General features: G+C 69.6%; 31 protein-coding genes. 13 read left to right on the forward strand and 18 right to left on the reverse strand.

What is annotated here, in order from left to right; translation table 11 throughout:
- Positions 1 to 149: 149 nt before the first annotated feature.
- The 4 genes from ACFFCN_RS04010 to ACFFCN_RS04025 all read right to left on the reverse strand — a co-directional run bounded on the left by ACFFCN_RS04010 (position 150) and on the right by ACFFCN_RS04025 (position 4919).
- Positions 150 to 1268 (reverse strand): 5-methyltetrahydropteroyltriglutamate--homocysteine S-methyltransferase, encoded by a 1119-nt coding sequence (locus ACFFCN_RS04010; RefSeq protein WP_375489838.1) that lies wholly within the window; start codon positions 1266 to 1268, stop codon positions 150 to 152.
- Positions 1269 to 1427: 159 nt separating this feature from the next.
- Complete coding sequence (locus ACFFCN_RS04015) at positions 1428 to 2903, reverse strand: benzaldehyde dehydrogenase (RefSeq protein WP_375489839.1); 1476 nt, start codon at positions 2901 to 2903, stop codon at positions 1428 to 1430.
- Between the two features lie 19 nt (positions 2904 to 2922).
- Entirely contained in the window at positions 2923 to 4104 is a 1182-nt protein-coding gene (locus ACFFCN_RS04020) for a 4-hydroxybenzoate 3-monooxygenase (RefSeq protein WP_375489840.1), read from the reverse strand.
- A 47-nt stretch (positions 4105 to 4151) separates the two neighbouring features.
- Positions 4152 to 4919, reverse strand: coding sequence for an IclR family transcriptional regulator (locus ACFFCN_RS04025; RefSeq protein WP_375489841.1), 768 nt, complete (start codon positions 4917 to 4919; stop codon positions 4152 to 4154).
- Positions 4920 to 5004: 85 nt separating this feature from the next.
- Here ACFFCN_RS04025 and pcaH point away from each other — a divergent pair, with 85 nt between their 5' ends.
- Genes pcaH through ACFFCN_RS04055 form a run of 6 tightly spaced genes read left to right on the forward strand, consistent with a single transcriptional unit; the run spans position 5005 to position 10084 of the window.
- Positions 5005 to 5787, forward strand: coding sequence for a protocatechuate 3,4-dioxygenase subunit beta (gene pcaH, locus ACFFCN_RS04030; RefSeq protein ID WP_375489842.1), 783 nt, complete (start codon positions 5005 to 5007; stop codon positions 5785 to 5787).
- Positions 5784 to 6344 carry a protocatechuate 3,4-dioxygenase subunit alpha gene (gene pcaG / locus ACFFCN_RS04035; protein WP_375489843.1) on the forward strand — a complete coding sequence of 187 codons (561 nt, stop codon included), beginning with the start codon at positions 5784 to 5786 and terminating at the stop codon, positions 6342 to 6344. Before pcaH ends, pcaG begins: the two co-directional genes overlap by 4 nt.
- Positions 6341 to 7564, forward strand: coding sequence for a lyase family protein (locus ACFFCN_RS04040; protein WP_375489844.1), 1224 nt, complete (start codon positions 6341 to 6343; stop codon positions 7562 to 7564). The genes pcaG and ACFFCN_RS04040 overlap by 4 nt, the downstream gene beginning before the upstream one ends.
- Positions 7564 to 8751 (forward strand): 4-carboxymuconolactone decarboxylase, encoded by a 1188-nt coding sequence (gene pcaC / locus ACFFCN_RS04045; RefSeq protein ID WP_375489845.1) that lies wholly within the window; start codon positions 7564 to 7566, stop codon positions 8749 to 8751. Before ACFFCN_RS04040 ends, pcaC begins: the two co-directional genes overlap by 1 nt.
- On the forward strand, positions 8748 to 9431 hold the full coding sequence (locus ACFFCN_RS04050; protein ID WP_375489846.1) for a 3-oxoacid CoA-transferase subunit A: 684 nt from the start codon (positions 8748 to 8750) through the stop codon (positions 9429 to 9431). The genes pcaC and ACFFCN_RS04050 overlap by 4 nt, the downstream gene beginning before the upstream one ends.
- Positions 9428 to 10084 carry a 3-oxoacid CoA-transferase subunit B gene (locus tag ACFFCN_RS04055; protein WP_375489847.1) on the forward strand — a complete coding sequence of 219 codons (657 nt, stop codon included), beginning with the start codon at positions 9428 to 9430 and terminating at the stop codon, positions 10082 to 10084. The genes ACFFCN_RS04050 and ACFFCN_RS04055 overlap by 4 nt, the downstream gene beginning before the upstream one ends.
- Here ACFFCN_RS04055 and ACFFCN_RS04060 read toward each other — a convergent pair.
- Entirely contained in the window at positions 10081 to 10881 is an 801-nt protein-coding gene (locus tag ACFFCN_RS04060; RefSeq protein WP_375489899.1) for an MBL fold metallo-hydrolase, read from the reverse strand. The genes ACFFCN_RS04055 and ACFFCN_RS04060 overlap by 4 nt on opposite strands.
- A 105-nt stretch (positions 10882 to 10986) precedes the next feature.
- Positions 10987 to 11979, reverse strand: a complete 993-nt coding sequence (locus tag ACFFCN_RS04065; protein ID WP_375489848.1) for a patatin-like phospholipase family protein — start codon at positions 11977 to 11979, stop codon at positions 10987 to 10989.
- A 116-nt stretch (positions 11980 to 12095) separates the two neighbouring features.
- Here ACFFCN_RS04065 and ACFFCN_RS04070 point away from each other — a divergent pair, with 116 nt between their 5' ends.
- Positions 12096 to 12317 carry a dodecin gene (locus ACFFCN_RS04070; RefSeq protein ID WP_375489849.1) on the forward strand — a complete coding sequence of 74 codons (222 nt, stop codon included), beginning with the start codon at positions 12096 to 12098 and terminating at the stop codon, positions 12315 to 12317.
- Positions 12314 to 12832 carry a DinB family protein gene (locus ACFFCN_RS04075; protein ID WP_375489850.1) on the forward strand — a complete coding sequence of 173 codons (519 nt, stop codon included), beginning with the start codon at positions 12314 to 12316 and terminating at the stop codon, positions 12830 to 12832. The genes ACFFCN_RS04070 and ACFFCN_RS04075 overlap by 4 nt, the downstream gene beginning before the upstream one ends.
- 218 nt (positions 12833 to 13050) lie before the next feature.
- Here the strand turns inward: ACFFCN_RS04075 and ACFFCN_RS04080 are convergent, their stop codons facing one another.
- From ACFFCN_RS04080 to ACFFCN_RS04095, 4 genes are all read right to left on the reverse strand, one after another.
- Positions 13051 to 14238 (reverse strand): hypothetical protein, encoded by a 1188-nt coding sequence (locus tag ACFFCN_RS04080; protein WP_375489851.1) that lies wholly within the window; start codon positions 14236 to 14238, stop codon positions 13051 to 13053.
- Positions 14239 to 14633: 395 nt separating this feature from the next.
- Positions 14634 to 15176 (reverse strand): HNH endonuclease, encoded by a 543-nt coding sequence (locus tag ACFFCN_RS04085; RefSeq protein ID WP_375489852.1) that lies wholly within the window; start codon positions 15174 to 15176, stop codon positions 14634 to 14636.
- Between the two features lie 150 nt (positions 15177 to 15326).
- Positions 15327 to 16142, reverse strand: a complete 816-nt coding sequence (locus ACFFCN_RS04090; RefSeq protein ID WP_375489853.1) for a DUF1295 domain-containing protein — start codon at positions 16140 to 16142, stop codon at positions 15327 to 15329.
- A gap of 19 nt (positions 16143 to 16161) precedes the next feature.
- Entirely contained in the window at positions 16162 to 16599 is a 438-nt protein-coding gene (locus ACFFCN_RS04095; RefSeq protein WP_375489854.1) for an SRPBCC family protein, read from the reverse strand.
- Positions 16600 to 16685: 86 nt separating this feature from the next.
- Here ACFFCN_RS04095 and ACFFCN_RS04100 point away from each other — a divergent pair, with 86 nt between their 5' ends.
- Positions 16686 to 16817, forward strand: coding sequence for a hypothetical protein (locus ACFFCN_RS04100; protein ID WP_375489855.1), 132 nt, complete (start codon positions 16686 to 16688; stop codon positions 16815 to 16817).
- Between the two features lie 14 nt (positions 16818 to 16831).
- On the opposite strand, the gene ACFFCN_RS04105 is transcribed toward ACFFCN_RS04100, so the two are convergent.
- Complete coding sequence (locus ACFFCN_RS04105; RefSeq protein WP_375489856.1) at positions 16832 to 18046, reverse strand: MFS transporter; 1215 nt, start codon at positions 18044 to 18046, stop codon at positions 16832 to 16834.
- Between the two features lie 59 nt (positions 18047 to 18105).
- Entirely contained in the window at positions 18106 to 18666 is a 561-nt protein-coding gene (locus ACFFCN_RS04110) for a helix-turn-helix domain-containing protein (RefSeq protein WP_375489857.1), read from the reverse strand.
- A gap of 239 nt (positions 18667 to 18905) precedes the next feature.
- Between ACFFCN_RS04110 and ACFFCN_RS04115 the strand changes: the two genes are divergently transcribed.
- The 4 genes from ACFFCN_RS04115 (at position 18906) to ACFFCN_RS04130 (ending at position 20246) form a co-directional block, all read left to right on the forward strand.
- Positions 18906 to 19109, forward strand: a complete 204-nt coding sequence (locus ACFFCN_RS04115; protein ID WP_375489858.1) for a cold-shock protein — start codon at positions 18906 to 18908, stop codon at positions 19107 to 19109.
- Positions 19110 to 19177: 68 nt separating this feature from the next.
- The gene (locus tag ACFFCN_RS04120) at positions 19178 to 19540 is read left to right on the forward strand and encodes a PRC-barrel domain-containing protein (protein ID WP_375489859.1); all 363 of its coding nucleotides are present in this window, start codon (positions 19178 to 19180) and stop codon (positions 19538 to 19540) included.
- A 140-nt stretch (positions 19541 to 19680) separates the two neighbouring features.
- A complete protein-coding gene (locus ACFFCN_RS04125) occupies positions 19681 to 19851 on the forward strand; it encodes a hypothetical protein (protein ID WP_375489860.1) in 171 nt (56 codons plus the stop codon).
- Positions 19852 to 19886: 35 nt separating this feature from the next.
- The gene (locus ACFFCN_RS04130; protein ID WP_375489861.1) at positions 19887 to 20246 is read left to right on the forward strand and encodes a PRC-barrel domain-containing protein; all 360 of its coding nucleotides are present in this window, start codon (positions 19887 to 19889) and stop codon (positions 20244 to 20246) included.
- Between the two features lie 46 nt (positions 20247 to 20292).
- On the opposite strand, the gene ACFFCN_RS04135 is transcribed toward ACFFCN_RS04130, so the two are convergent.
- The 6 genes from ACFFCN_RS04135 to ACFFCN_RS04160 all read right to left on the reverse strand — a co-directional run bounded on the left by ACFFCN_RS04135 (position 20293) and on the right by ACFFCN_RS04160 (position 24216).
- The gene (locus tag ACFFCN_RS04135) at positions 20293 to 20868 is read right to left on the reverse strand and encodes a hypothetical protein (protein WP_375489862.1); all 576 of its coding nucleotides are present in this window, start codon (positions 20866 to 20868) and stop codon (positions 20293 to 20295) included.
- Between the two features lie 9 nt (positions 20869 to 20877).
- The gene (locus ACFFCN_RS04140) at positions 20878 to 21339 is read right to left on the reverse strand and encodes a DUF2382 domain-containing protein (protein ID WP_375489863.1); all 462 of its coding nucleotides are present in this window, start codon (positions 21337 to 21339) and stop codon (positions 20878 to 20880) included.
- A complete protein-coding gene (locus tag ACFFCN_RS04145; protein WP_375489864.1) occupies positions 21329 to 22300 on the reverse strand; it encodes a YihY/virulence factor BrkB family protein in 972 nt (323 codons plus the stop codon). The genes ACFFCN_RS04140 and ACFFCN_RS04145 overlap by 11 nt, the downstream gene beginning before the upstream one ends.
- Before the next feature lie 163 nt (positions 22301 to 22463).
- Entirely contained in the window at positions 22464 to 23051 is a 588-nt protein-coding gene (locus tag ACFFCN_RS04150) for a DUF3618 domain-containing protein (protein ID WP_375489865.1), read from the reverse strand.
- A complete protein-coding gene (locus ACFFCN_RS04155) occupies positions 23051 to 23509 on the reverse strand; it encodes a phage holin family protein (RefSeq protein WP_375489866.1) in 459 nt (152 codons plus the stop codon). Before ACFFCN_RS04155 ends, ACFFCN_RS04150 begins: the two co-directional genes overlap by 1 nt.
- Positions 23506 to 24216 carry a hypothetical protein gene (locus tag ACFFCN_RS04160; RefSeq protein ID WP_375489867.1) on the reverse strand — a complete coding sequence of 237 codons (711 nt, stop codon included), beginning with the start codon at positions 24214 to 24216 and terminating at the stop codon, positions 23506 to 23508. Before ACFFCN_RS04160 ends, ACFFCN_RS04155 begins: the two co-directional genes overlap by 4 nt.
- Between the last annotated feature and the right edge of the window lie 150 nt (positions 24217 to 24366).

The following is a 24366-nucleotide window of genomic DNA, read 5'->3' on the forward strand; positions in this document are numbered from 1 at the left end:
ACCAGTGCTCATGGTGCAACCGATCCGATCGGGGCGCGGCGGTGATCGCATGGGTTGCGCGCCGCCCGCCTTACCGAGTCATTCCCACACTCGCCGGACGCAAACGCAGACGGGTGCGCAACACCGCGCAGCGCCGACGGACGCGAGGATCAGCCCCACACCTCGGCCGCGGTCTCGACGATCAGCGAGAGCTTGGCGATCTCGTCGTCGAGCGTGAGGTCGTTGCCCTCGACCGTCGAGGAGAAGCCGCACTGCCCGGACAGGCACAGTTGATCGAGCGGCACGTACTTCGCGGCCTCGTCGATGCGCCGCTTGAGGTTGTCCTTCGACTCGAGCTCGGGTCGCTTGGTGGTCACCAGGCCGAGCACCACCTGCTTGCCCGGCGGCACGAAGCGCAGCGGCTCGAAGCCGCCGGAGCGTGCGTCGTCGTACTCGAGGAAGAACCCGTCGACGTCGAGCTCGCCGAACAAGGCCTCGGCCACGAAGTCGTAACCGCCTTCGGCCGTCCACGACGAGCGGTAGTTGCCGCGGCACAGGTGCGTGGTGACGTGCATGCCGTCCGGCCGGCCGGAGATCGCCTTGTTGATCTGGCGGATGTAGCGCTCGTGCTGGTGCTCGGCGTCGCCACCCTTGCTGGTCAGATCGGCGCGCTGGGCCGGGTCGTTGAGGTAGGCGAGGCTGGTGTCGTCGAGCTGCAGGTACGTGCAGCCGAGCGCAGCGACCTGCTCCACCTGCTTGGCGTAGGCAGCGGAGAGGTCGTCCCAGAACTCGTTCTCGTCCGGATACACCGACTTGTCGATCGCCGCCGGGCCGCCGCGGTAGTGCACCATGCTCGGCGACGGGATGGTCAGCTTCGGCGTCGCGGTGGTGACGACGGACTTCAGGAACTCGAAGTCGGGGCCGAAGATCGTATGGTCGAGCCCGACCTTGCCGTCGATCTTGAGCGCGGCGGAGCTGAAGTCCAGGTCGCCGTTGGCGTTGCGGAAGTGCACTTCGATCTTCTCAGTGGTCTGCGCGACGCCCTGCAACTGGTAGATGAAGTCCATGTGCCACGTGGTGCGGCGGAACTCGCCGTCAGTGGCCGACTGCAGGCCGATGTTCTCCTGCAGCCGCACGACGTCGCGGATGGCGTCGTCCTCGACGGCGCGCAGCTCCTCGGTGGACATCGTGCCGTCGGCCTTCGCGGCCCGGGCCTCCATCAGGTTCTTCGGGCGGAGCAGGCTGCCGACGTGATCGGCGCGGAACGGCGGTGTCGTGCGCGCGGTCATCAAGAAATCCTCTCGCTGGATGCTGAATCCCGTTGATCAACAGTAGCTTCTGGTCGTCATAGCGACCCATACCTACTGTTGATCACCTGGGGTTTGGTTCGGACGGGCGGACGGCGGTCGGGCGGACGGGCGGACGGGCGGGGCGGTGACGGAGGTGCTTCAGAACGGGTAGACGGGCACGTCGCTGCGCATCGTCACCCACTGGGTCTCGGTGAACGCCTCGACGTTGGCGTCCGCGCCACCGAAGCGGGAGCCGGTGCCGGACGCGCCGACACCGCCGAACGGGATGTGCGCCTCGTCGCTGACGGTCTGGTCGTTGATGTGCACGATGCCTGTCGGGATGCGGTCGGCCAGCTGCAACGCCGCGAGCGGGTCGCGGGTGATGATGCCGAGCGAGAGCCCGTACTCGGTGTCGGCGGCGAGCCGTGCGGCGTCGTCGAGCGTGCTGAAACCGCTGACCGGCGCTACCGGGCCGAAAATCTCCTGCGTCCAGGCCGGCACGTCGGGCTCGGCCTGCAGGACCGTCGGGCGGTAGAACAATTCCTCGTACGTGCCGCCGGCGGCGAGCTTCGCTCCCCCGTCGACGCTGCTCGTCACCAGCTCGTGGATCTTGTCGCGCTGCGCGGCGTCGATGATGGGGCCGAGCGCGACCTGGTCGCGCGCCGGATCGCCGACGGGCAGCGCCTCGGCCTTCGCAGCCAACGCGTCGACGTAGTCGCCCAGCAGGCTCTCGTGCACCAGGTGCCGACCGGTGGTCATGCAGATCTGGCCCTGGTGCAGGAACGAGCCGAACGCGGCGGCGCCGACGGCGAGCTCGAGATCGGCGTCGTCGAGCACGACCATCGCCGAATTGCCGCCGAGTTCGAGGTGCACGCGCTTGAGGTACTTGCCCGCGGCCTCACCGACCTTGCGGCCGGCGGCGGTGGACCCGGTGAACGAGATGACGCGCACGTTCGGGTCGGCCACGAGCGCGGCACCGGCCTCCGCGCCGCCGGGCAGCACGTGCAGTACGCCCGCGGGCAGCCCGGCCTCTTCAAAAACCCGGGCCAGCACGACGCCGCCACACACCGCGGTGCGCGGGTCGGGTTTGAGTACCACCGCGTTGCCCAACGCCAGCGCGGGCGCGACCGAGCGGATGGACAGGATGAGCGGCACGTTGAACGGCGCGATCACGCCGACGACGCCGGCCGGGCGGCGGCGCGCCATGCTGGTGCGCGGTTGCTCGCTGGGCAGCAGCAGTCCGTACGGGCGGGACGGCAGCGCGGCGGCCTCGAAGCACTCCTGGGCGGCGACGTGCGTCTCCAGCTGGGCCTTCGGCGGGATCGAACCGGCCTCGCGCACGATCCACCACTGGATCTGCTCGGCGTTCTGCTCGATCAGCTCACCTGCCCGGCGCAGCACCGCGGCGCGCTCCTGGAACGGCGTTGCCGCCCATTCGCGCTGCGCTGATGCGGCGGACCTGCCGGCCCGCGCGACGTCCTCGGCGTCGGCCAGCCCGATCTCGCCGAGCGCGTCGCCGGTGGCCGGTTCACGCACCGGGGCGGCGCCGCCGTGGGCCTCGTGCCAGCCGTCGGAGAACACCTGCCCGCGCCACCGTGCGTCGTCGAGCAGCTGTCCCGCCTGCGTGTCGGTCACATCGTCTCCCGTCGTCGTGTCATGCCTCGAGCGCCAACGGCAGCCCGGCGTAGTTCTCGGCGAGGCCGGTCATCCCGGCGGTGCTCGTCGCGACCCATTGCAGTTGCGCGAGCTGCAGCTGCGCGTCGAAGGGGTCGCCCGTGGCGTGCAGCATCGTCGTCATCCACCACGAGAAATGCGTGCAGCGCCACACCCGGCGCAGCGCAGTCTGCGAGTACGCGTCGGCCAGCGACGCGTCGTGCTTGCGCAACAGCTGACGCAGCGCCTCGGCGAGCACCGCGACGTCGGCCACGGCGAGGTTCAGGCCCTTCGCACCGGTCGGCGGCACGATGTGCGCGGCGTCGCCGGCGAGGAACAACCGGCCGTGGCGCATGGGCGCGGCGACGAAGCTGCGCATCGGCAGCACCGACTTGTCGGTGATCGGCCCCGGCATCAGCTGCCAGCCGTCGTGCCCGTCGCCGAGCCGCGTCGCGAGCGCGTCCCAGATGCGCTCGTCGGACCAGTCCTCGATGTCGGTGCCGGGCTCGACCTGCAGGTACAGCCGGGACACGTGCGCGGAGCGCATCGAGTGCAGCGCGAAACCGTCCGGGTGCCAGGCGTAGATCAACTCGTCGGTCGAGGGTGCGACGTCGGCCAGGACGCCGAGCCACGCGTACGGGTAATCGCGCTGCCACACGTCCTGCACGTCTCGCGGCACCGCCTGCCGGCTCGGCCCGAACGACCCGTCGCAACCGACCACGACGTCGGCGTCCATCCGCTGTGCCGCGCCCTCGTCGTCGACGAACGTGACGTACGGGCGGTCGGTCTCGATGTCGTGCAGGGCGGTGTCGCTGACGTCATACCAGCGCGCCGATCCCGCGCGGTCGTGCGCGGCGCCGAGGTCCTTCGTCAGCTCCGTCTGGCCGTAGACCCAGACACCGCGGCCGACGAGGTCGACGAAATCCAGGTGGTGCCGTTCGTGCGGCCAGTGCAGGTGGATGCCGCGATGGGCGAAGCCCTCGCGGTGCAGGCGCTCACCCAGGCCGGCGCGGTCGAAGACGTCCACGGTCGACGCCTCGAGGATGCCGGCACGTATCCGTCCTTCGACGTACTCGCGCGATCGGCTCTCCAGCACGACGCAGTCGACGCCGTCCGCGGCGAGCAGATGCGCAAGCAGCAGCCCGGCCGGGCCGGCCCCGACGACGGCCACCTCGGTGCGCATCCCTCAGAGTCTGCGCAGTCGCGTCGGGCGTGCACCACCGCGCGGTTTCACTGGACGGAATCGAACTCGGCGATACTGCGCTCGACGCCACGCACGGCGACCCGCAGTGCGGCGACCAGGCGGCTGCGCTCGCGGCGCAGATCGGCCACCACGATGCCGAGCGCCGCCACCACCTCGCCGGCCGACGACCGCACCGGCACCGCTATTGAGCAGGCGCCCAGGCTCATCTCCTCACTGGTGTGGGCGAAGCCGTCACTGCGCACGCGCCGCAGCTGGTGCCGCAGCCGACCGGGCTGCGTGATGGTGTACGGCGTGATGCGCGTCAGGTCGGCGAGGACCTCGTCGACCACGACCTCCGGCGCGAACGCGAGCAGCGCCTTGCCGACACCGGTGGCGTGCATCGGCAGCCGCGAGCCGACGCCGCTGACGATCGGCACCGACGCGTGCCCGCGCAGCGAGTCGAGGTAGAGCACCTGCGTGCCGTCGCGCACCGCGAGGTGCACGGTCGCCAGCGTCGCGCTGTACAGGTCGTGCAGGAACGGCGACGCGATCGCCCGCAGCGTCGTCGGCACCGGCGCAAGCAGGCCGAGATCCCACATCCGCCGACCGACCACGTACGAACCTGCGGGCTCACGGGTGAGGGCGCCCCAGGCCACCAGCTCAGCGACGAGCCGGTGGGCCGTCGGCATCGGCAGCTCGGCGCGGGCAGCGAGGTCGCTCAACGACAGCCGGCGGTGCGCGTAGTCGAAGGCGCCGAGCAGGCGCAACGCGCGCGCCGTGACGGACGCGCCGTGCTCGGCCACGTTCCCGGCCATCACTCCCCCTTTCACCCAGCGACTCTTCCATCCAGTGAAAGTATCGTTGACGCGCGGCGTTGCCGACGCAATAGCGTCCATGCACATGGCGAATGTCCGCGAGGTCGACCGAGTCGTGTCGTCGGAGCCTGCGATCGATGATCAGGCGCGGATCAGCGCCGAGATCGCCGAACTCGCCCGCGATCATCCCAACCGCGGCGAACCGCTGCTCGATTACTCCCCCTACCGGAGCAGCCTGCTGCGGCACCCCACCAAGGCGCCGGTGCAGGCCGACCCGGACGACATCGAGCTCGCGGTGCCGGTGTTCGGTCCGCAGGACGTAGCGGCGATCGAGGCCGACCTGACTGCGCAGCACAGCGGCGAGCCGCTCGGAGAGCGCATCACGGTGACCGGTCGCATCGTCGATGCCGCGGGCCGGCCGGTGCGCAACCAGCTCGTCGAGGTGTGGCAGGCCAATTCGTCCGGCCGTTACATCCACGCGAGCGACCAGCACCCGGCACCGCTCGACCCCAACTTCACCGGCGCCGGCCGCTGCCTGACCGACGACGACGGGTGGTACCGGTTCACGACGATCAAGCCCGGCCCGTACCCGTGGAAGAACCACCTCAATGCGTGGCGCCCGGCGCACATCCACTTCTCGCTGTTCGGCAACGCCTTCGTCGAGCGGCTCGTCACCCAGATGTACTTCCCGGGCGATCCGTTGTTCGCGCTGGACCCGATCTTCCAGTCGATCACCGATCCGAAGGCACGTGACGGGCTGACCGCCGCCTACGACCACGACGTCACCACGCCGCAGGTGTCGACGGGTTACCGCTGGGACGTCGTGCTCGACGGTGCTCGACAGACCTGGACCGAGGCGGCCCGGTGAGCACGGAGCGCGGCACGGCCGGGCAGACCGTCGGCCCGTTCTTCGGCACGGCGCTGCCCTATGCCGGCGGGGCCGAACTCGTGCCCCGCGCACACCCGGATGCGGTGCACCTGCACGGCCGGGTGCTCGACGGCGCGGGTGTACCGGTGCCCGACGCGATGCTCGAGATCTGGCAGCCCGCACAGGACGGCTCGGTGCCGGCCACGGGGGGATCGCTGCACCGGGACGGCTGGACGTTCACCGGATGGGGCAGGGCCGCGACCGACGGCGCAGGGAACTATTCGTTCTCCACCGTCGTGCCCGCGCTGCCGCCGTCCGGTGGACTGCCGTTCCTCGCGATGACGGTGTTCGCCCGGGGCCTGCTCGACCGGCTGCTGACCCGCGTCTACCTGCCGACGCCAGACCGCAGCACCGGTGACGACGCATTTCTGTCGTCCCTGCCCGACGAGCGTCGCGGCACACTCCTCGCGGAGCCGGACGAGCAGGGCTTCCGGTTCGACGTCGTGCTCCAGGGGCACAACGAGACCGTGTTTCTGGATTTCCGTAACTCTCGATGAGCGCGCTGCTCTGGCCGGGCGACAACCGGGCAGGCGAGATCTTCGCCGACGGCGCGGTGCTCGACGCCATGGTGGCGACCGAGGCCGCGTGGCTGAGCGCGCTCGTCGACGCCGGCATAGCGCCGAGGTCCGCCACGACCGAGTCACTCGCCGTCGTGGGTCCGGACGACGCCGCGCGGGTGGCCGCCGAGGCCGAGGCCGGCGGCACTCCGGTGGCCCCGGTGCTGGCCCTGCTGCGTGCGCGGCTGGGCGGGCACGAGGCCGCTACCTGGCTGCACCGCGGACTCACCAGCCAGGACGTCCTCGACACCGCGCTGATGATCTGCGCTCGCGACGCGGTGGCGCAGCTGCGGCCCGCGTTGCAGACGCAGACCGCTGCGCTCGCCGAGCTCGCCGACGCACACCGCAACACCCCGATGATCGCCCGCACGTTGACCCAGCACGCGGTACCGACGACGTTCGGCGTCAAGGTGGCGACCTGGCTGCACGGCCTGCTCGACGCCGTCGCGGACCTGGACGCGCTGCGCTTCCCGGTGCAGCTCGGCGGGGCGGCCGGCACCCGGGCGGCACTGTTCGAGCTCGCCACCCTCGCCGGTTGCGCAGACCCGGCCGACACCGTGGACGCGGTCGTCACCCGGACCGCCCAGGCGCTCGACCTGGACCCTGCCGCGCCGTGGCACACCACCCGCGCACCGGTGACCCGTATCGGCGACGCGCTGGTGCGCTGCACCGACGCGTGGGGGCATATCGCGAACGACGTCCTGGTGCTCGGCCGGCCGGAGCTCGGCGAGCTGACCGAGCCGTCCGGCGGCGGGTCGTCGACCATGCCGCAGAAGGCCAACCCGGTGCTCGCGGTGCTGCTGCGTCGCGCGGCGCTGACCGCGCCGGGCGTCGGCATGCAGTTGCATGTGGCGAGCGCGTCCGCCGTCGACGAACGTCCGGACGGCGGGTGGCACGCGGAATGGCAGCCGCTGCAACTGCTGGCCAGGCACGCCGTCAGTGCCGCTGCGCAGGCGACGGAGCTGATCACGAGTCTGCGGGTACATCCCGACCGGATGCAGGCGAACCTGGCCGCGTCGCTGCCGGGCGCACTCGCCGAGCGCGACAGCATGCGGGCGCTGTTCGGCGCGGACGCGACCGCGGGCGATGACGCGTATCTCTGCACCGGCGCCGGTCTCGTCGACGCAGCGATCACCCGGGCCGCAGGGAAGGCGCGCTGATGGCCGGGTCGGTATCTGACGTTGCGTTCCGCCGCCTCGCCGGTCCGGACGACCGCCCCGCTCTCGTGCTCGGCCCGTCGCTCGGCACTGCGGTCGCGCAACTGTGGGCGCCGGTGCTCGACCTGCTGCGCGACGATTTCACCGTCCTCGGCTGGGACCTGCCCGGGCACGGCGCCGCGCCCGCGCCCGCGCCCGCCAACGAGTACGCGGTCGGGGACCTCGCCGCCGCGGTCGCCATCGGCATCGGCGCGCACGCGGACGGTCCGGTGCACGTAGCCGGCGATTCGCTCGGCGGCGCGGTCGGCATGCAGCTCGCCCTCGACCGGCCGGAGCTCGTGCGGACCGTCACCGTCTGCTGCAGCGCCGCGCGGATCGGCGACGCGCAGGGGTGGCGTGATCGGGTCGAGACGGTGCGGGCCGGCGGCACCGACGCCGTCGTCGAGGGCTCGGCGAAGCGGTGGTTCGCCCCGGGTTTCGCCGACCGCGCGCCGGGCGTCGCCCACGCGCTGCTCGACACGTTGCGGCAGGTGGACGACACCGGCTACATCGCGGCCTGTGACGCGCTGGCGACCTTCGACATCCGCGACCGGCTCGCCGATTTGGCAGCGCCGCTGCTCGCGATCGCCGGTGCAGCGGACGCGGTGGTACCCGTCGCCGACCTTCGACTCGTCGCCGAGTCGGTGCGCGACGGGCGGCTCGACGTGCTCGACGGTGTCGCGCACCTGGCCCCGGCAGAGGCGCCGCAGCAGGTCGCCCGGCTCATCCGCCGGCAGGTGTCCCGGTCGCGCAGCGGCGCGGAGGTGGCCGCGGCCGGCATGACGGTGCGTCGTGCGGTGCTCGGCGACGCGCACGTGGATCGCGCCGTCGCCGGCACCACGGAGTTCACCGCCGACTTCCAGGACTTCATCACGCAGTACGCGTGGGGCACCGTGTGGACCCGGCCCGGACTGTCGCGTCGTGACCGCTCGTTGATCACGCTGACCGCACTCGTCGCGCACGGGCACCTCGACGAGCTCGCCATGCATGTCCATGCCGCGCGGCGCAACGGCCTGTCCCCCGACGAGATCGGCGAGACGCTGCTACACGCCGCGATCTACGTCGGTGTGCCGGCGGCGAACGCCGCGTTCCGCGTGGCGCAGCAGGTCCTCGCGGAGACCGGTGACATCGCGGACGGGTCGGACACGTGAAGATCGTCGAGGATGCGGCCGCCGCGGTGGCCGGGATCGGCGACGGCGCCACCGTCCTGATCGGCGGCTTCGGGACGGCCGGGCAGCCGATGGAACTCATCGACGCGCTGCGCGAGAGCGGTGCGCGCGAGCTGACGATCGTCAACAACAACGCGGGCAACGGCGACGCCGGCCTGGCCGCGCTGCTGCGCGCCGGGCATGTGCGCAAGATCGTGTGCTCGTTCCCGCGGCAGACCGACTCGTACGTATTCGACGAGCTCTACCGCGCGGGCGACATCGAGTTGGAGCTCGTCCCGCAGGGCAACCTCGCCGAGCGGATGCGCGCTGCGGGCGCCGGCATCGGTGCGTTCTACTGCCCCACCGGTGTCGGCACGCCGTTGGCCGACGGGAAGGAGCAGCGCACCATCGACGGTCGCCACTATCTGCTCGAGTACCCCATCCGCGGCGACGTCGCGCTGATCAAGGCGCACCGCGCGGACACCGCCGGCAACCTGGTCTACCGCAAGACGGCACGCAACTTCGGGCCGGTCATGGCTACCGCGGCCGCCCGCACCGTCGTCCAGGTCGACGAGGTGGTCGACGCCGGTGAGCTCGACCCGGAAGCCGTGGTGACCCCGGGCATCTACGTCGACCGCGTCGTCGTCGTGCCGCCGGCACGTCAGGAAGCGGCGTCGACGTGAACGCGCCGCAGCACACCGACCGCGGTCCGCTCGAGCGCGACGAGATCGCCGCCCGGATCGCCGCCGACATCCCGGCCGGCGCCTACGTCAATCTCGGCATCGGCCAGCCGACCGCCGTCGGCGACCACCTCGATCCGGCGAACGGGGTCACGCTGCATACCGAGAACGGCATGCTCGGCATGGGCCGCGCCGCGACCGGCGACGAGATCGACCCCGACCTGATCAACGCCGGCAAGCTGCCCGTCACCGAGACGCCGGGATGTGCGTACTTCCATCACGCGGACTCCTTCGCGATGATGCGCGGCGGTCACCTCGACGTCTGCGTGCTCGGCGCGTTCCAGGTGTCCGCGCGCGGCGATCTGGCCAACTGGCATACCGGCGCGAAGGACGCGATCCCGGCCGTCGGCGGCGCCATGGACCTCGCGATCGGCGCCAAGGCGGTGTTCGTGATGATGTCGCTGTTCGATCGCGACGGGCGCGCGAAACTCGTCAACGAATGCAGCTATCCGCTGACCGGCGTGCGGTGCGTCAGTCGCGTCTACACCGATCACGCGGTGTTCGAACTCGCCGACGGCACAGTGCGGGTGCTCGGCACGTGGGGCATGTCGCTCGACGAGTTGCGCGAGCGCGTCGACGTGCCGCTCTCGGCTTAGTCGAGCAGGTCGATCGTCTCGCCCGGTGCGACGACGCGCACCGAGGCGCGGGTGCCGCGTCGCTGCGTCTCGTCCAAGAATGCCGAGAGCGGCGACTTGAAGACGCCGTAGTCGTCGTTGTGCACCGGCACCGCCAACCGGGGACGCACGAGATCCAGCAGGTCGGCACCCTGCCCGGCATCCATCGTGACCACCATGCCGCCTGGCAGCGTCGTGCCGCCGAGGTGCAGCATCGCGGCGTCGATGTCCGGGAATCGCTCGGGGATCGCGCGCAGGTCGTCGACGAACAACGTGTCGCCGCTGATGTACAGGCGCAGCACCGCACCGTCCGGCCCGGTGTAGTCGAGGATGCTTCCCATGACCGGGGGCAGCAGGTGCCGGGCGAGGCCTACCGCGTGCCGCCCCGGCGTGGCCGTCACCGTCAGCCGGTGTTGGTCGCGTTCGAGCGTGGCGTCCTGCCAGGTCGGCAAGGGGTGCGCCGCGGTGAAATGCTGCCGGCGCAGGGCGCGGGCCGCCTGCGGCGTCGTGTAGACCGGCAGGTCGTGCGGTAGGCCGCGTTTTGCAACGCGGTCCCAGTGGTCGCCGTGCATGTGCGAGAGCACGATCGCATCCAGCTCGGGCAGCTGGTCGATCGTGCGGGCTGGTTCAGTTCGCCGCTTCGAGTACAGCCCGTGCCCCAGATAGGCACGCTGGCCGCGGTGCAGGAAGTTCGGGTCGGTGAGCACTGTGAACGGACCGAGTTCCAGCAGTACGGTCGCCGTGCCGATGAACGTCAGCCGGCAGCGTCGCGTCGCCATCTTCGCCTCGCGGGGTCGATGCGTCACGTCGCGGTTGACGCGGTGGTCCTCGACCAGCGAGTACCCGGGAGGGCGCTCGGTCAATCACTACGGCAGCCGCGGCACTTAGCGCGCAGTCTGCAGATACGCCTGCGCGGCGGACCGGCCGTTCGCGAACAGCGTGTCCTGCTGCTCCTTGGTGATGCCGAAGTCTGTTGCGCTGATCCCGGCGTTGTCGACGAAGATCGTCCGGTTCGCCTTGTCACCGGGCACGTAGTAGCGCTCGTCGTTGTTGATCAGGGTGTGCAGCGCGGCGAATGCCTCGCTCGCCGCACCGTGGATCTCGTTCGCCGGTGCCACGACGAATTCGCGGGCGGACAGCTTGATGCCGATGGTCGGCCAGCGCGGCGCACTGCCGTCGGTGCGGTCGAACACCTCGACGGGGAAGTTCGACAGCATGCCGCCGTCGACCCAGGTGATCTTCGAGGCGGTGAAGTGCTGATCGCCGAAGTCGGTCTCCGGCGCGTCGAAGCGCACCGGCCGGAAGAAGAACGGGATCGCCATCGACGCGCGCACCGCGTGCACGATCAGCTCGTCGTCGATGTCGTGCCGGCCGTAGGCGGGGTAGTCCCACGGCAGGTGCACGCACCGGCCGCGACTGATGTCCGAGACGTCGACGATCAGCGTGTAACGCTGCGCGTCGGTGAGGTTCGCGTCCGCGCCGGAGTCGTCCAGCCGCAGGTCGCCGAATCTCGTCGCGCCGATCTGCTCGAGAGCGTCGCCCAGCCACTCGACGAGATAGTCGCCGTCGTGCAGACCCATGTGGGTGAGCAGCCCGGCCGCCTCGGTGATGACGTTGCCGCTCTCGAACTTCGGATAGTCGACCGTCGCCAGGATGTCGCGCAGCTCGCTGATCGGCCGCCCGCGTGCGTTCAGCGCCGCGATCAGCGCGGCGGCGATCGCCCCCGCGCTGGTACCGGCGACGCGGGAGAAGCGGTAGCCGGCGGCGTCGAGTGCCAGCACGGCGCCGGCGAGCCCGATGCCCTTCACGCCGCCGCCCTCGAGCACCAGGTCGGCCTTGTGCGCCGGTGTTTGCGTCGGCGGCTGCTGCGTCGTCATGCGTCCCCCTCGGGCGTGTCGGTGCCGCCGAGGCTGGCCTGCCCGGACGGTTGCGTCAAGCACTCGTGTGAGGGTCGGCGGGTCGCTGGGCATGCCGAGTCGAGAGGAGGACACACATGTCGGACAACACGTACCGCGTCGTCGAGATCGTGGGCACGTCGCCGGTGAGCATCGCCGAGGCCATCAAGAACGGCATTGCCCGCGCCAGCGAGACACTGCAGGAACTCGACTGGTTCGAGGTCACCCAGACGCGCGGGCACATCGAGAACGGCGAGGTCGCGCACTTCCAGGTGTACCTGAAAGTCGGCTTCAAGATCGTCGGAAGCGGCAGCGCGTGACCACCGTCGCGGAACTGCTCGCCGACGCCTTCGAACGTGCGCGCGACACGGCAGCCGGGGCCGTCGAGGGCCTGAGCGAGGAGCAGCTGACCGCCCGCGTCGATGGTGACGCCAACTCGATCGCCTGGCTGGTGTGGCATCTCGCCCGGGTCCAGGACGACCATGTCGCAGACCTCGCCGGCGCCGAGCAGCGGTGGACGGCGGCCGGCTGGTCCGCTCGCTTCGGACTGCCCTTCGACGACGGCGCGATCGGGTACGGCCAGTCGAGCGACGAAGTCGGACAGGTACGCGGTGTCTCGGCGGACGACCTCGTCGGGTATCTCGACGACGTCCATGCCGCGACGTCGGCCTATGTGCGTGACCTCGACGACGACGCGTTGGACCGCATCGTCGACGACGCGTGGGATCCGCCGGTGACGGTCGCGGTCCGGCTGGTCAGCGTCGTCAACGACGACACGCAGCATGCGGGGCAGGCCGCCTTCGTGCGCGGCATCGTCGAACGGACGGGCGGTTAGGCCGCTGCCACTCGCGCCGTAGGCCGTCAGCTGGCGCGATCGGGCTGACGTGATCGCTGCGAACGCCGGCGCGGAAGGACCTCCGCCGACAAACGCCAAGTTTGCGTCGCCGTAGCGACGGATAGTTGGCGTTCTGCCGGACAGGCACCCACGCCACCGCGCGGCTGTGCCGCACCGCGCGGGAGGGCGCGCAGGCAGCCGCCGGCCAGCCCTGTCGTTCAGCTGTGCTGCGTCTGCTTCGTGCTGGACTTGGTCGCGAGCTGGTGGCCGTCCCCGTGTCGGTGCTTGGTGTGATGCTTCGGGTGCGCCGGGCGCACCGGCGGTTTGGCCGGCCGCAGGCTCGCCAGATCCGTCTGCGCCAGCGGCTGCGTGATCGAGTTGGCGAGCGCAGGCCGCAGCACGCCCATCAGCTGGGTACGCAGCTTCGCGGCGCGGGCATCCATCGTCGTCCAGACGTGCCGGTCGGTGACCATGGCGCGCGACGCGCGCTGCAGCGTGGCCGTGGTGCGGGCCAAGACCGCGGCCGCGGCGTCGGCCTGCTTCTGCTCCGCGGCGTAGCGCTTGAGGACGAGCCGCTGGTCCGACGTCACATACCGCTGCAGCGTCAGGTACGTCATGTAGTCGTTGGGTGAGCTGGAGTCGATGAGCTGGGCGGCCGAGGCAGCGCTGCCGCCGCTCATGTACTGCGAGGTGATGGCGCCGACGAAAAGCTGCCGCTGGATCGCCGCACGGCGGTCCAGCGCAACGGACACCAGTCGCTGGCCGACAGCGGTCCGCGCGGCACCGAGCTCGATCGCCTGCTGGTCGGCCGAGTCGGTGCGTGCGCCGGCGCTGCGGGACAGCGCGGCGTTCATCGGTGCGCTGAGCCGGTTGACCGCCGCGCGCAGGCCGGCCTGCTGCTGGTTCGCCCGGTGTGCCGCCAGACCCGGGTTCGCGTACTTGCCGCCGACGTCGCGCACCGCCTCGGCATTGAGGGCCGTGGGATCGGTGCGGAACGTAATGCCGCCGGACCAGGTATAGGCGGACGAGAACGCCGCCAGAACGGCATGTGTGGAGTGACCGCCGCGCAGTGCCGAGCGCACGCGCTTCCAGTGCCCGTTGCTCAGCAGCTTGGCGGTGCCGGCGACGCCCGTGGCGAAGTCTGCGTAGCGCTGCACGCCGATCGAGTTATAGGCGCTGGAGCCGGGCTCGCGCTGTACGACGTTGAGCGGGTTGTAGCGATTGTTGTCACCCTCGCGGTTCTCGACCGCGTACAGCGCATCGAGGTTGGCCTGGGTGACCGGCAGGTGCATCCGGGTGAGCACGGCGCCGAAGTATGCGTGCGAGGTACGGTCCGGCCCGGCGACGGCTGCGGCCTCGGTGCGCGGTGTGGCGGCAGCGGACGGGTGCGCGTCCGAGGCCTGCACCCCGACCATTGTCGAAACACCACATGCAGCGAGGGCGAGCAACGCACGGGTCCGGGCTGTCGTCTTGCGCACGCGCTGAACTACCTCCTCGGAGGACCCGCATCGATTGCGCGCACGCCCGACCTCAGCCGGCGGTGACGATCGCCGGTCGGGTCCATGGCGACTTCAAACGTCCTGACCCTAAACGAGACCTTTTCGTTACTTCCAACCGGCCTCTGGACTACTGCACCTTTTGTCCGGATGCGGGACAAAGGGCCCAGCGTTTCCGGGGGTGAGCGATGACGTCCGGAGCACCTCGTGCGGCCAGTTAACGACGGATCCGCACCGCGCCTCGCCGGAGCGAGCCACAGTGCGGATCCGTTGCAGGCGCTCCGGTCGAGGAGCGCGGCCGGATGTCAGGCCGAGTGCACCGCCGGTGCGTGCGGCTGACGGCTTGATCGGGGGTGGTGGCGCACGACGGCCGGATCCTCGCCCGGCGCGAAGTACGCGGCGCGGCGCGTCGCGAGCCGCGCGAGTTGCCAGTCCCACGGCACGTGCGCGGACTTCGTGATGGTGTGCCGGGCACACAGTGCCTGCGCGTTGGCGATAGTCGTCGCGCCACCGCGGCTGTGCGGGTGCACGTGGTCGGCGTGCAAGCCAGTGGTCACGTCGCACCGACCGACGAACGGGGCGTAGTACTCGCACCGGTCGCCGGCCCGAGAGAAGATGATCTCTCGGTCGGCACCGCCGAACCGCCGGACCGGGTCTTGCGCATGCCGGCTGTGCAGCATCGTGCGCACGCAGTGGACGGTGCCGACGGCGACGGCCAGACAGAGCAGGACGGCGAGCCACGGCGAGGATCTCCAGACCGCCGATGCCGCCGTGCCGATGTCGTGCAGGAAGTCGCCGACACGCGGTTGAGCGGTGGCGGGCGGAACCGAGGAGGTCGGGGCGGACATGGCGGGCCTTTCACTGTGCGGCCCCCGCCGACGGTTGAAGCCTAAACCGATACCTCACGTCCGTAACAGGCTGTCACGCGATGTGCGGTTCGCGACGCACGACGGCCTCGCGAAGTGTGTGACACCTGGGTGCAGAAGCGGACGAACCGGCTAATGCGCCGAGCGCGGCGGTCGCGGAAAGAAGAATGCGACGCGTCGTTGGTAGTCCTGATAGCCGGGTCGGTCCGCCATCCGCTGCTCGGTGCGTTTGGCGCCGGTGGCGAACATCAGCAGGTAACTCATGGCGGCCGGTGCCGCGAACGTCCACTCCCCCGGCGACGACGCAGCCGCGGCGAGGTACGCGCCGTCCCACACGACGGAGTCGCCGAAGTAGTTCGGGTGCCGCGACCAGCCCCACAGTCCGGTGTCGAGCACATCGGGCTTGGCGTCGTCGTCGAGCTGCTGGTACTGCTGCTTCTGGCGGTCGGCGCGCGCTTCGACGACCGCACCGGCGACCATCGTCGCGACGCCGAGCGGCGCGAGCCACCGTCGCCTGCCGCGCGGCAACGGGCTGCTCGCCGCCAGCTGCACAGGCAGCGAGACGAGCAGCTGCGACACGCCCTGCGTGACGAACACCTTGCCGACGACCTGCAGCGTCGAACTGCCGTCGAGGTATTCGCTGTAGCGCGGGTCCTCGTCGTCACTGCTGCGCAGTCGGCCCAGCATCTGCCGTTCCAGCCGCGCGGCCCAGCCGACGCTCGCCGCCGCCAGCGCCCAGCGACGCTTTGCGTCGCCGTTCCCGGCGAGCGCGCTGGTGACGGCCACTGCGGCCAGGCCCGGGCCCCACACGCCGTCGGCGTAGTCGCGGCGGCCGCGACGGAGCGCAACGACCGCGGTCGCGGACTGCAGCACCGCGACCGCAGCGGCCGACCAACCGCCGACTCTGCGCAGGTTCGCCAGGTCGACGCTGCGCCGCGACCGCTTCATCGATGCGATCCGTCTGCGGTCATCGGACCAAGCCGTTGAGCACCTCGGTCAGCTGCTTCTCGGTGTCGTTGCCGAGCTTCTCGAACACGACCTTGCCGAGCGGCGCGGCGAGTTTCGCGGCACCGTGGAACTCCAGGTCGTTGGTGTAGGTGATCGACGAGCCGGCGCCGCTGCGCGTGACCTCGATGGTCTCTGTCGACGTCGCCGTGTCGTTGCGGCCCACCAGCACGATGCGGTCGTCGGTGAGCTGTTCGAGCGTGTAGGTCAGCTCGGTGCTGATTCCGGCGATCTTCGACGTGTTGTTCCACGACGAGCCGACCGCGACCGGGCCGTCGTCGTTGCGCACGCAGCGTTCGGTACCCGGATCCCACTTCTCCGCGTTGCCGAAGTCGGCGAGGTACGGCACCACGACCTCGGGCGCCGGATCGACCTGGAACGTGCGGGAAACCTGCGGCATGACGTCAACTCCAACGGCGACAGTGGTTGATCTCCTTTCGAGATTGCCCACGATGTCTGATTTGCATGCACGGGTAGAACCGCGACATGACCGGCTTCGACGAGACTGTTCCGCCCGATGACGACACCGATCGCGACGAGCACGCCGCAGGACATCCCGAGCACGACAGCAAGACGCCCGCCGTGGAGGACGAGCCCGACCCCGACGAGGCGCAGTAGGCGCGTGGCGCCGGTCAGACCTGACGCGTCGGTCGCGCGCGCTCGTTCGCGCGGCGGCGGGGAAGCAGCGTCAGTGTCAGGACAGCTGCCACGGCATATGTGGCGGCCTGGATCTCCAGCAGCGCCATGGTGCCGACGATCTCGAGCAGGCCACCCGCCAGGAGCAGTCCGATGGCCTGACCGGTGGCCTGGCTGAGGCCGAGGGCAGCGAAGGTGCTCCCGCGTTGCGCGTCGCTCGACGCCGACTGCAACACGCTGATCAGCCCGGTACTCATCAACACCGCCGGCGCGCCGGCCGCTGCGAACAGGAATCCGTAGACGGTCACGCCGTGGGTGAGGAACGACAGGTTCCAGATCACGGCAGTGAGCACCGCGAACGACGCCACACCGATTTGGGTCAGTCGGAGCACGGGGACGCGCGCGCCGACCGTGCCGAGCAGGACGCCCGCGGTGATTGCGCCGATCGCTTGCACGCCGCGTAGCACGCCGACGTCCGTCGCGCTGCGGCCGATCACCGTGGTGACGAAGAAGACGAACAGCACGATGAACAGCCCTTGGGCAACGGACGCGACGAACGCCACCGCGAGCGGGTCACGGACCGCCGGGTCGGCGAAGGCGCGACGAATACCGCCTCTCGACGGCCGGGCCGCGCCGCCCGATGCCGCCCTGGGCTCGCCGCGCTTCGGCAGCGTCGCGACGAATGCTGCAGCTACGAGGTAGGTGGCCAGGTCGACCAGGGTGACACCGCCGAGCGCGACCGTCGCGAGTAGGACGCCGCCGAGCGGACCGCCGATGAGGCGACCGAGGTCGTTGTTCAGCCCTACGAACGCATTTGCCGACACCGTCCGCTCAGGGCCCACCAGAGTCGGTAGGACAGCGTTCTTGGCGGGTTCGAAGACCGTCGCGAATGTCGCCTGCGCCACGATCACGCAGTACACGAGCGGCAGCTGGAAGCGGTCGTGCACTGCGAGAAGCGGCAGCAGCGAGGCGGCCTGGGCGAGGGTGGCGGCGACCATCAGCTCACGACGCGGCAGCAGGTCGACGAGTCGCGCCGCCACCGGCGCCAAGAGGACGGTTGGCGCGAGTTCGAGCACGAAGGCGAACGACGTTCCCAGCGCCGATTGCGACAGGCGCAGGACGACGAGCGGCAGCGCGATGAACATCAGCCAGTCGCCGGCGTCGGACACGATGCCGGCGATCCACAACCGGCGGAAGGCCGGTACGGCCATCGCCGACGCTGTGCGTCGCGAACGCGGACGGCCGGTCTTGAGAGTCGCCGGCGCCGCGCTCACGACTGCTTGCCGAAGCTGAGTCGCGGGAACGCCGTGAGCGCCACGTGCACGTGCTCGGCATCGGCCGGGGCGTCGGCGCGCGTGGCCTGGATGTAGGGGCGCACGACGTCGTCGATGCGTTGCAGGACCTCGGTCAATTCGTCAGGCGAGAGCGCCAAGCCGTAACTGGCGTGCGAGTCCACCTGGCGCCAGGGTTCTGGCACGTCGTCGTGACCGCGCAGGTACTCACGGGCCAGGCTGTGGTCGAGCTCCACCGACGCGGTGAGCATCGCGGTGGCGCCGTTCTCCGGATCGGGGTCGATCGTGAACCCGGTCAGGTCCGTGCGCCATGGACGCGAGCGTCCGTCACCGGAGTCGTCGGGCCGCACGAGGCCGTGCCCGGCGAGTACGCGCAGGTGATAGCTGCAGTTCGACGGGGTGTCGCCCACCGCTCGGGCGCATTCCGAGGCGGTGGCGGGGCCGGCCGACATGAGATAGCTCAGGACATCGAGCCGGACCGGGTGCGCGAGCGCATCCACCACGGCCGGGTCGCTCAGCGTGGGACGACGTTGACGCATGACGGCCTCCGCGGGGGCATCGATCTGAAAGCGTATTTCAGATCATAGCCGCCGGGCATCGTCACAGTGCTAAAGTCGTGTTGGTTGTCAGCATCTCCTGCTTCGAAATCCTTGACGGCGGATCTGTTGAGATTTGCGCCTGTCATCGCCTCGGTCGTCCGACCTGAGCCATTGCATCCGCAAGACCGTGACCGGCTCGCACGTTGCGTGCCGGTCCTGGCTCCGGAAGGACCTCACCCATGTCTCAAGGCACCGTTCAGTGGTTCAACAACGAAAAGGGCTTCGGTTTCATCACTCCCGACGAGGGCGGTAAAGACGTCTTCGTTCACTTCTCCGCGCTCACCGGCGACGGTTACAAGAGCTTGAGCGAGAACGAGCGCGTCGAGTACGACACCACCGCGGGTCCCAAGGGCCCCCAGGCGGACAACGTTCGCAGCATCTGACGCGCGGCCGCGCCATGTCGGACCATCCGCACGACCATGACTCGCAGGCACGCCAGGAAACGACAGCCGTGCCACAGCCGGATACGACACACGTCGCGTCGATAGGCCGCACGGTGTTCGCCGGAGACGGCGCAGCCCTCGGTCGGCTGAGTGCGCTCTACATCGACACCGACACCCGGCTGATCAATTTCGGCGCGCTCACCCTGACGCACTGGGGACGACGCCACACCGTCTTCGTCCCGCTCGACGCCGCTGATCTGGCTGCCAACAGCCTCACGTTGCGATGCGGGGGGCACCTGGTCCGCCACTCTCCCAAAGTGCAGGTGGGACGTGGACTGCCGGCCGAGAGCGAAGCTGCGCTCTACGCGTACTACGACATGCCGTACGAGACGCCGATCGACGCGACGCGACGGATGCTGCCCGCGCCGTAATCGCCGCTCACGCCGCGAACAAGGAGAAGGGTCCGCTGACCTGCGCCCAGTACCCGTTCGCGTACGGCAGACTCGATGACGATCCGCTCGCCGACCAGCACCGCTTGCCCGATGCGACGCACACCGGAGGGGTTGCCACCATGTTGGCTTTCATCCTGTTCTTGATCATCGTCTGGATCATCCTGGGAATCATCGGCGCCGTCGTTCATGGGCTGGTATGGCTGTTGATCGTGGCGGCGATCTTGTTCGTGGCGACGCTGGCGCTCGGTGGCAGCCGGTTACGCGCCGGCCGCGGTCGCGCAACCCGCTGATACCCGCAAAGGCGGTCGTGCGGGATGCTAGGGCCATGACGTTTCCCGCAGAGAACATCCGTGACTGGCGCAACGAGAACCTCGTCGACAGTGTCGGCGACAAGGTCGGCACGATCGAGGCGATCTACTTCGACACCAGCACCGACGACGCGGTATTCGCAAGCGTGCAGATCGGCATGGTGGGTCGACACAAACTGACGTTCGTGCCTCTGTACGGCGCGGTGGTCGCCCCGTCCTACGTCAAAGTCACAGCTGACAAGAAAACCATCAAAGACGCCCCCACCATCGACACCGACGGTGAACTGACCAGTGACCTCGAACCTGCGCTGTTCACCCACTACGGACTCACATATCAGCCCGGCGTCAACGGCGAGCGGCGCCTCGGGCGCCGCTGATCGCTGATCATCTCCACATCGAGCTCGCGCCTCAGGTGAGTCGTTGTCACGCCTCGTCGACGGCGCTGTTCGACATCTCTTCGTCGACCCGGCGCTTGGCGCGACCGAGGCCGGGCAGCGAGCCGAGCATTTCGTTCAACCCACGTGAAACGGCCAACAACTGGGCGAGGTCCGGCGCGACGGTTCCCAGCGTCCCCATCATCGGCACCAGCTGCTTGTCGATCTCTTCCAGCATGGGCAGGAAATCGAGGTAGGCAACCAGGGCGTCCACCTGCGACGGACCGAACCGTTCACTCGCGTGGGCAGCGGTCCCGGAAGCACCGTGCAGCACCGGCTCGTACACGTCGAAGATCGTCCGTGCGCTGCGCTGTAATTCTGCGGTGTCGTCTATGACGTCGCGCGCGATGCGTTCGGATGTCGCCACTCGTTGGACGACCGCCCGAATGTGCGCTTCGCAACGGTCGAGCCGATCGACGACGTCGCCCACCCGACTGAGCAGTAGCTCGGCGGTGTCGAGGAAGGTTTCCGCGCGCGGCAGCAGCGCGGTGATGCGTCTGGCGACCTCCGGCCCGTAGGCGGCGGCGTCGACGGCGCGGGAGATGGGGTTACCGGGGAACTGCATGTTCGGACCTCACGGCGTGACGTCGTCGGGTGCGTTATGGCCGCCTGCGCTCTCGACGACGATCTGTTCACGAGAGAGCACGCCGGAGATCGTGCCGTCCGTGACGACACGGCTGGTGCGTGCGGTCACTGCCTCATAGGGCACGACCTCGACGTTGACCGACGGGATCTCTTCGTGCAGGACGATCGTCACGGCGGGCCGATCTACGGGTGGTTCGGCGACGTTGGCTCGTTCGGCCGGGTCGAGGATCGTGCCGTCCGGCGGCTGGAGGTAGTCGTCGAATTCCACCGTCAGCACCTCGCGGCGCACGGTGATTTCGATCGCCCGCGTCTCGACCTGGACCTCGCGCCGGAGTCGCAGCACACCGCTGCGGACCCAGGCCGATTGCGTGACCAGCCGTTCCCGGCTGGCCACCGTCTCGACGGCGTCGGTGCGCGCAGCACCCATTCCCGCCGACGGGTCAGGAGGCACTATCGCCGGACATGGTGTCGCGACGGGTCTGTGCGGCTTCTTCTGCTTCGCGCGTCCGCCGGTCGTCCAGCTTGCGCGTGTCGCGCAGTTCGGCGAACTGATCCAGATCTTCCGGGGCGCCGGCTCGGATGGCGCGTTCACGTTGAGCTTCCGCGTTGAACTCCGCCCCGAGCAGAATGGCGATGTTCGTGATCCACAGCCAGACCAGGAAGATGATGATCGTGGCGAACGAGCCGTAGGTCTTGTTATACGACCCGGAGAACGACACGTAGACGGCGAACAACGCCGAGGCGACCAGCCAGACGACCACCGCGATGATGCCGCCGAGGCTTATCCACTTGAAGCCGGGCTGCTTCACGTTCGGGCAGGCCTTGTACAGCAGCGAGAACATCATGCTGACGATGATCAGCAGGACGGGCCACTTGGCGATGTCCCAGACGAGCACCGCGGTGTCGCCGACTCCGAATGCCTGGCCGAGCTGCTTGGCGATCGGACCGGTGGCGACGACCATGACGGCGCTGATGGCGAGCATGACCACGAGCGCCAGGGTGACGAGGAAGCGGGTCGGCGCTGTCTTCCAGATGGGGCGACCCTCGTCGACGTCGTAGATGGCGTTCGAGGCGTTCATGAAGCTGGATACGTAGCTCGAGGCCGAGTACAACGCGAGAACGATGCCGATGATCCCGGCGATGCCCGCCGCGCCGGCCTTGCCCTGAACCTGCCCGATGACCGAGTTCAGGAAGCTGGACACCGCGCCGGGTGCGAGCTGCTTGACGTTGGACAGGATCGAATTCGTCGTCGACTTGCCCAGCAGACCGAGGATGGAGATCAGCGCCAGCAGGCCGGGGAAGATCGCCAGGACGCCGTAGTACGTCAGCGCTGCTGCACGATCGGTGACGTCGTCGTGCTTGAACTCCTTCAGCGATCGCTTCAGGATCGTGACCCAGCCTGCCTTGGGCATGTCGCCAGGCTTCGACGGCGGTCCGTCCGAGTGCCGAGGCCCGGACTCGTCGCGGCCGTTGCTGCGCGGCCGGTGGTTCGTCTCATTGCGCGGGGGTGAGGCCATCATGACTCCTTGACGCGGGCTGGCCGCTCGTGGTGCATCGGTTGCGAACTGCGACGCATCAGGTGGGCAGCTTGCCTTGCACGTCGTTGGTCGCGGACTTGGCGTGTGACGCCGTCTTGTCGGCAGCGTCGGTGGCGGTGGACTTGAGCTGCTCGGCCGACTGCTGCAAGGGCTCCTGCAGATTGCTGGCCATGTCCTGCGCCGACTGCTGCAGGCCGCCGGTCAGTCCTTGGGCGTTGTCCTCGACCTTCTTCGCGGCCTTCTGCTCCACATCGCTGGCCGGCGCCACTGAGGAGAGCAGCCAGCCGACCCCGAAGGCGATGACCCCGGCCGCCAATGGGTTCCCGGTCGCCTTGTCGCGCATCGCGTCCGGCGCGTCGCCGGCGGCGTCGCTGAGCTTGCCGGACAACGCGTCGGCCTTGTCGCGAGCGGAGCCCGCGACATCGGCTGCTTTGTCCTTGGCCGCACCCGAATCGGCCGCACCCATCAGGCGGTCCTTCATCGAGTTGGCGCCGCTCTTGAGCTTGTCGACCCGGCTGGTGACGACGGCCTTGGGTGCGACGCGATCGTTGAGGCGGCCGACGTCCGTACGCAGCGACGCCCGGGTGTCGCCGAGGTCGCGTTCAATCTGGTCTGGATCACTCATCAGTTGGCTCCTTGTCCGGCCTTCAGGGCGCCGGGAATCTGCTTCAGCGAGTTGAGGGTGCGTTCGGGTTTGAGGCTGATGGACTTGAGGACGCCCCGGCCCACGACGACGAGCACGACGGCGATCAGCGTCCATACGCCGGCGACGATCAGCGCGGCCCAGCTCTGGTCCATCACGTTCGCCAGCGCCCACCACAGCGCGGTGGACAAGAAGATCACGATCATGATGGCCGCGAAGGCCGCGCCGGCGAACATGCCGGCGCCCTTACCGATCTTCGAAACCTCGGACGTGATCTCGGCTTTGGCGAGCTCGACTTCCTGCTGCACCAACTGCTTGACGTCCGCCACGATGTCCGACATCGCAGCCTTCGCCCCGGCGACGTCGACATTGACGACGTCGCTGCCGGCGCCGGCCTGCGGTGCACTGGTTGTGGTGCGGTCCTGGGCCGCGAGCGTCATGTGCTCGTGCCCGGTGCCGGACGTGAATACAACGCGGTGTCGCTGTACAGGGCTTCTGACTTCGGTTCGGTGCCCTGACCGTGCCGTCCGCCGACCTGGGGGGTGGGAGGTGTCGTTGCGCGGTGGTCGCCTCCGGAACCGGTCGTGTCGTCCGAGCGCGGTCCGGCAGGCGTGTCGTCGGTGTGCACGGCTGCGACGCCGCGCGTGAGCCGCCCGGCGAGCAGACCGGCGACGAGCGAACCGGTGAGATAGGCGCCGGGCCGTCGACGCCCGAGCGAGCGAACGCCGTCGACGACCTCGTCGGGATCACGGGAGTCGAGCCACTCCGCGGCGCTGCGTGCCCGGTCACGGGCCTGACCAGCGAATTCGACGGCGATGCCCTCGGTGTGCGCACCGTCGGTCATCTCGGTCAGCTGATCGACCAGGGAGCGCAGCCCGCCCACCAGGGCGTCCTTCTGCACGCCGGCCTGCTCGCGCACCTGTTGGCCGGTCTTGCCGGCCAATTGCTTCGCCTGGCTCGCTGTCTCCTGCGCGACGTCCTTCGCCGCGGTGGTCGCGGTCTGTGCCACCTCACCGGCAGCCTGCTTGCCGGCCTGTGCAGCGTCGGCGGCCTGGTCCTTGGCCGATGGCTGCGTGGACGACTGGTTCGGTGTGCTTGCCCCGCCGGCAACGGGCCGGTCGTAGGACGGTGGGGAATATTCGGTCATTCTCGCTCCATGAGGTATGGAAGGGACGAGCGCCGGAGCGGCTCGTCGGTGATGTCGAGTAGCGGGGGGGGCCGGGGGGTGAACCCCGGCCCCCCCGCGGCGGGGCCGGCTGGTGACCGAGCCGCCGACGTTCCACTGACCCATCCATGG

Origin of the sequence: uncultured Jatrophihabitans sp. (assembly GCF_964246335.1) — a bacterium.
Taxonomy (GTDB): Bacteria; Actinomycetota; Actinomycetes; order Mycobacteriales; family Jatrophihabitantaceae; genus Jatrophihabitans.

Excerpts from the sequence above, each read along its gene's own strand:
- ACFFCN_RS04010 (WP_375489838.1), bottom strand. The coding sequence starts at position 1,268 with ATGACCGCGCGCACGACACCGCCGTTCCGCGCCGATCACGTCGGCAGC.
- ACFFCN_RS04020 (WP_375489840.1), bottom strand. The coding sequence starts at position 4,104 with ATGCGCACCGAGGTGGCCGTCGTCGGGGCCGGCCCGGCCGGGCTGCTG.
- ACFFCN_RS04025 (WP_375489841.1), bottom strand. The coding sequence starts at position 4,919 with ATGGCCGGGAACGTGGCCGAGCACGGCGCGTCCGTCACGGCGCGCGCG.
- pcaH (WP_375489842.1), top strand. The coding sequence starts at position 5,005 with ATGGCGAATGTCCGCGAGGTCGACCGAGTCGTGTCGTCGGAGCCTGCG.
- ACFFCN_RS04040 (WP_375489844.1), top strand. The coding sequence starts at position 6,341 with ATGAGCGCGCTGCTCTGGCCGGGCGACAACCGGGCAGGCGAGATCTTC.
- pcaC (WP_375489845.1), top strand. The coding sequence starts at position 7,564 with ATGGCCGGGTCGGTATCTGACGTTGCGTTCCGCCGCCTCGCCGGTCCG.
- ACFFCN_RS04060 (WP_375489899.1), bottom strand. The coding sequence starts at position 10,881 with ATGGCGACGCGACGCTGCCGGCTGACGTTCATCGGCACGGCGACCGTA.
- ACFFCN_RS04065 (WP_375489848.1), bottom strand. The coding sequence starts at position 11,979 with ATGACGACGCAGCAGCCGCCGACGCAAACACCGGCGCACAAGGCCGAC.
- ACFFCN_RS04070 (WP_375489849.1), top strand. The coding sequence starts at position 12,096 with ATGTCGGACAACACGTACCGCGTCGTCGAGATCGTGGGCACGTCGCCG.
- ACFFCN_RS04085 (WP_375489852.1), bottom strand. The coding sequence starts at position 15,176 with ATGTCCGCCCCGACCTCCTCGGTTCCGCCCGCCACCGCTCAACCGCGT.
- ACFFCN_RS04090 (WP_375489853.1), bottom strand. The coding sequence starts at position 16,142 with ATGAAGCGGTCGCGGCGCAGCGTCGACCTGGCGAACCTGCGCAGAGTC.
- ACFFCN_RS04095 (WP_375489854.1), bottom strand. The coding sequence starts at position 16,599 with ATGCCGCAGGTTTCCCGCACGTTCCAGGTCGATCCGGCGCCCGAGGTC.
- ACFFCN_RS04100 (WP_375489855.1), top strand. The coding sequence starts at position 16,686 with ATGACCGGCTTCGACGAGACTGTTCCGCCCGATGACGACACCGATCGC.
- ACFFCN_RS04105 (WP_375489856.1), bottom strand. The coding sequence starts at position 18,046 with ATGGCCGTACCGGCCTTCCGCCGGTTGTGGATCGCCGGCATCGTGTCC.
- ACFFCN_RS04110 (WP_375489857.1), bottom strand. The coding sequence starts at position 18,666 with ATGCGTCAACGTCGTCCCACGCTGAGCGACCCGGCCGTGGTGGATGCG.
- ACFFCN_RS04115 (WP_375489858.1), top strand. The coding sequence starts at position 18,906 with ATGTCTCAAGGCACCGTTCAGTGGTTCAACAACGAAAAGGGCTTCGGT.
- ACFFCN_RS04125 (WP_375489860.1), top strand. The coding sequence starts at position 19,681 with ATGTTGGCTTTCATCCTGTTCTTGATCATCGTCTGGATCATCCTGGGA.
- ACFFCN_RS04130 (WP_375489861.1), top strand. The coding sequence starts at position 19,887 with ATGACGTTTCCCGCAGAGAACATCCGTGACTGGCGCAACGAGAACCTC.
- ACFFCN_RS04135 (WP_375489862.1), bottom strand. The coding sequence starts at position 20,868 with ATGCAGTTCCCCGGTAACCCCATCTCCCGCGCCGTCGACGCCGCCGCC.
- ACFFCN_RS04145 (WP_375489864.1), bottom strand. The coding sequence starts at position 22,300 with ATGCCCAAGGCAGGCTGGGTCACGATCCTGAAGCGATCGCTGAAGGAG.
- ACFFCN_RS04150 (WP_375489865.1), bottom strand. The coding sequence starts at position 23,051 with ATGAGTGATCCAGACCAGATTGAACGCGACCTCGGCGACACCCGGGCG.
- ACFFCN_RS04155 (WP_375489866.1), bottom strand. The coding sequence starts at position 23,509 with ATGACGCTCGCGGCCCAGGACCGCACCACAACCAGTGCACCGCAGGCC.
- ACFFCN_RS04160 (WP_375489867.1), bottom strand. The coding sequence starts at position 24,216 with ATGACCGAATATTCCCCACCGTCCTACGACCGGCCCGTTGCCGGCGGG.